The sequence below is a fragment of the Actinomadura sp. 6K520 genome, from assembly GCF_004349245.1.
In the GTDB taxonomy this organism is placed as follows: Bacteria; Actinomycetota; Actinomycetes; order Streptosporangiales; family Streptosporangiaceae; genus Spirillospora.
The window spans coordinates 1-3,275 of record NZ_SMLC01000337.1; the positions used below are offsets into that span (position 1 = coordinate 1).

The 3,275-nt window shown below is 70.6% G+C and carries 4 protein-coding genes; 2 read left to right on the forward strand and 2 right to left on the reverse strand.

Going from position 1 to position 3,275, the window contains the following annotated elements; genetic code table 11:
* The first annotated feature begins 321 nt into the window (after nucleotides 1–321).
* Together E1289_RS36970 and E1289_RS36975 are read left to right on the forward strand one after the other, a co-directional pair.
* Nucleotides 322–822 (forward strand): metallophosphoesterase family protein, encoded by a 501-nt coding sequence (locus E1289_RS36970; RefSeq protein WP_243713459.1) that lies wholly within the window; start codon nucleotides 322–324, stop codon nucleotides 820–822.
* 99 nt (nucleotides 823–921) lie between these two features.
* The gene (locus E1289_RS36975) at nucleotides 922–1,755 is read left to right on the forward strand and encodes a crotonase/enoyl-CoA hydratase family protein (protein WP_131988747.1); all 834 of its coding nucleotides are present in this window, start codon (nucleotides 922–924) and stop codon (nucleotides 1,753–1,755) included.
* A gap of 111 nt (nucleotides 1,756–1,866) precedes the next feature.
* Here the strand turns inward: E1289_RS36975 and E1289_RS36980 are convergent, their stop codons facing one another.
* Both E1289_RS36980 and E1289_RS36985 read right to left on the reverse strand, forming a co-directional pair.
* Complete coding sequence (locus tag E1289_RS36980) at nucleotides 1,867–2,352, reverse strand: DUF2752 domain-containing protein (protein WP_243713460.1); 486 nt, start codon at nucleotides 2,350–2,352, stop codon at nucleotides 1,867–1,869.
* A gap of 5 nt (nucleotides 2,353–2,357) precedes the next feature.
* A complete protein-coding gene (locus tag E1289_RS36985; RefSeq protein WP_131988749.1) occupies nucleotides 2,358–2,648 on the reverse strand; it encodes a CD225/dispanin family protein in 291 nt (96 codons plus the stop codon).
* Nucleotides 2,649–3,275 lie beyond the last annotated feature (627 nt).

Consider the following 3,275-nt stretch of genomic DNA (forward strand, 5'->3'; position numbering starts at 1 on the left):
CGCCCCGCCCGCGGGGACGGCCCGGACCATCCGCTGGAGAACAAAGTGAAACGGCCGGGCCCCGGGGCCGGTGCAAGGGAGTGATCATCCTCCTCGGGGCCCGGCCGCAGTGCCCTCGCGGTGCTGGGTCGCCGTGTCGGAACGACCGGGGGCGTACGGCCGGAATCCTCCTGGACGAACGCGAGGGAATTCGAGGGTAACTCCGCAGGTCAGCACGCGGTAATGACACCGGGCTTACAGTTGTTTCCCACGGGTGTCGCGACCCCGCGGTGGCAAAATCACCCGCCCCGCCGGGAGCGCCGCGAACCCCCGCGCGTGAGAATGGAGAACGTGAGAGCGGTCGCCATCTCCGACACCCATGCGCCCCGGCGCTGGAAGTCCTGCCCGCCACGGGTGGCCGAGCACCTGCGGGACGCCGACGTGATCCTGCACGCCGGGGACGTGTGCACGGCCGCCGTCCTCGACGAGCTGGCCGGGTACGCGCCCGTCCACGCCGTCCTCGGCAACAACGACGGCCCGGACGTCGCCGAGTGGGGCGCCCCCGAACGCCTCGAACTCGACCTGGACGGCCTCAAGGTCGCCATGGTCCACGACAGCGGCCAGGCCCGCGGCCGGACCGCCCGGATGCGCCGCTGGTTCCCCGAGGCGGACCTCGTCGTCTTCGGGCATTCGCACATCCCGCTGGACGAGACCGGCGACGGCGTCCGCATCTTCAACCCGGGTTCGCCCACCGACCGGCGGCGCCAGCCGCACGGGACGCTCGGCATCCTGGAGATCCACGACGGCCGGCTCACCGGCGCGGAGATCGTCCCCGTCAGCTGACCGCACCGCGCGCCCCAGGGCGGCACCTCTCTCGACCGGCCGCGGCGGCGCATGGAATCGTCGCCCTGAAGTGACCGCCGACAGACGGGAAGCCCCGGCATGACCGACCGCGTGACCGTGCACGTCCATGGGGGAGTCGCCGACGTGCGGCTCAACCGCCCCGACAAGCTGAACGCCCTCGACATCGCCACGTTCGAGGCGCTCGCCGAGACCGGCGAGTCGCTCTCCGGGGACCCGTCCGTCCGCGCCGTGGTCCTGTCGGGCGAGGGCCGCTCGTTCTGCGCCGGGCTGGACTTCGCCAACTTCGCCGCCATGGCCGGCGACGCCGCGGACGCCGAGGGCGGCGCCCGGTTCCGCCGCCTGGCCCAGGACATCACCGCACGCGAGCCGGGCCGCATCACGAACCTCGGCCAGCAGGCCGTGCACGTCTGGCGCGAGATGCCGCAGCCCGTCATCGCCGCCGTCCACGGCCACGCCCTCGGCGGCGGCCTGCAGATCGCCCTCGGCGCCGACATCCGCATTGTGGCGCCCGACGCGAGACTGTCCGTCCTGGAGATCCGCTGGGGCCTGGTGCCCGACATGACGGGCACCGCCGCGCTCATTCGCCTGACCGGGGAGGACGTCGCGAAAGAGCTCACATTCACCGGCCGCATCATCAGCGGCGAGGAGGCCGTGCGGATCGGCCTCGCCACCCGCACCGCGGACGCCCCGCACGCCGCCGCCACCGAACTCGCCCGGGAGATCGCGGCCAACAGCCCCGACGCCGTACGCGGCGCCAAACGCCTCCTCAACCGCGCGGCGGACCACGACCTGGCCGGCCAGTTCATCGAAGAGTCCCGGACGCTCGGCGAACTGCGCGGCACCCCCAACCAGGTCGAGGCCGTCCGCGCCTACTTCGAGAAGCGCCCGCCCGCCTTCACCGACCCGTCGTGAGCCCCCACCACCCGCCCGGCGGTGAACACCGGTCCAACCGCGGACGATGCGCATGCGATGGGAACCCGGGGTGTGCCGTGGGCGGGTGGTGCGAAGTGAACGCCTCGTGCGTCAGGCGGCGAGGAACGAGCCGAACGGCAGGTTGCGCACCAGCCAGAAAAGCAGGATGACCGCGAAGAACACCCAGATGAACGCCGGGTGGGCCGCCTTCGTGCGGGTGGGGCGGTCCTTGGCCCGGGCCAGCGCCCACCGCGACCAGAAGAAGATCAGCGCGGGGATGACGGCCACGGTGAGCACGTTCAACGCGAGGGCGTCCTGGACGTGGCCGTGGGCAAGCGCGTGGATGGTGCGCATGGAGCCGCAGCCGGGACACTGGAACCCGGTCAGCGCGAGGAACGGGCAGGTCGGATAGTGGCCCTGCTCGTTCGGGTCGACCGCGGCGATGTAGGAGACGGCCGCGATGGTGATGATCAGCACACCACCCGGCCTGAGCAGCCGGAGTGCCACCGCGGCCGCGGAACGGCCGCGCGGCCCGCCCTGCCGCCCGGTGAAGGGTCCGCCCGGCTGGCGCAGGGCGGACCGGCGCCCGTAAGTCATCGAGATCAGGTGCTGGAGCTGCTCGCGACCGCGACGAAGAAGTAGATGACACCGACGATGACGCCCAGGACGGCGGAGACGATGGCCCAGGTCTTCGCGTTGTTGGACGCCTTCATCGCGCCGGCGTGGTCACCGGCCTGCCACTTGGAGTTGACCTGTGCGGCGAAGACGATCGACACCACGCCCGCCGGAAGGCAGCACAGGATCGTCGTCGCGATCGCCCAGGGAAGGTGGTTCGGGGGCGGGCTCCCCGCGCCGTAGGGGTTCGGCGGCGGGGGAGCTGGCGGGTAGGCCATGGTGGCACCTCTCGTGCGTGGGCTGGATAATCCAAGTAGATAGATGATTACCAGCCCCGACAGGTTCCCCACCATCCCGGAACTCCACCGGGGCCGTCCGGCCCGGGGTCGCCGGTTTGACGAAGCCGCACCGACCCCGTAGGTTAACCCCTCGTCCCCTGACGGATGCTGGACGCCTGCCATGGCGGCCGGCCGACCGGGGAACCACCATCGAACCGACCGACACGGCTCAGCCGTGCCCGGTGTGCTGCGGTGGTGCGGAAACGGCCGATTTTGCTAATCGCGCCGGATCTGGTGAAATGGCTGCACCGCCCGGAAGGCGCCGCGCAAGCGGCACTGGAACGGCGCTGCCGAAAAAGCCGGAAATTGACAGTCCGGCCGGAATCGGTAGAGTGAAAAGCGAGTCGCCCCGGAGCCGGGGTCCGCGGGAGCGGGGTTCGGCGCGGTGGGTGTCCGTTTCTTGAGAACTCAACAGCGTGTTAAAAGCCAGTGCCTTTATCGGCTCGGCCAGTTGTTTCTGGTCGGGTCGCCCCGTGCCACTCCTGTTTGTTGGGGGTGGTGGGGATTTCTTTGAGGCAATGAACCTCCCTTTTTTGGGGGGTTGTTTTGCTGGGATTGTTTTCCGAG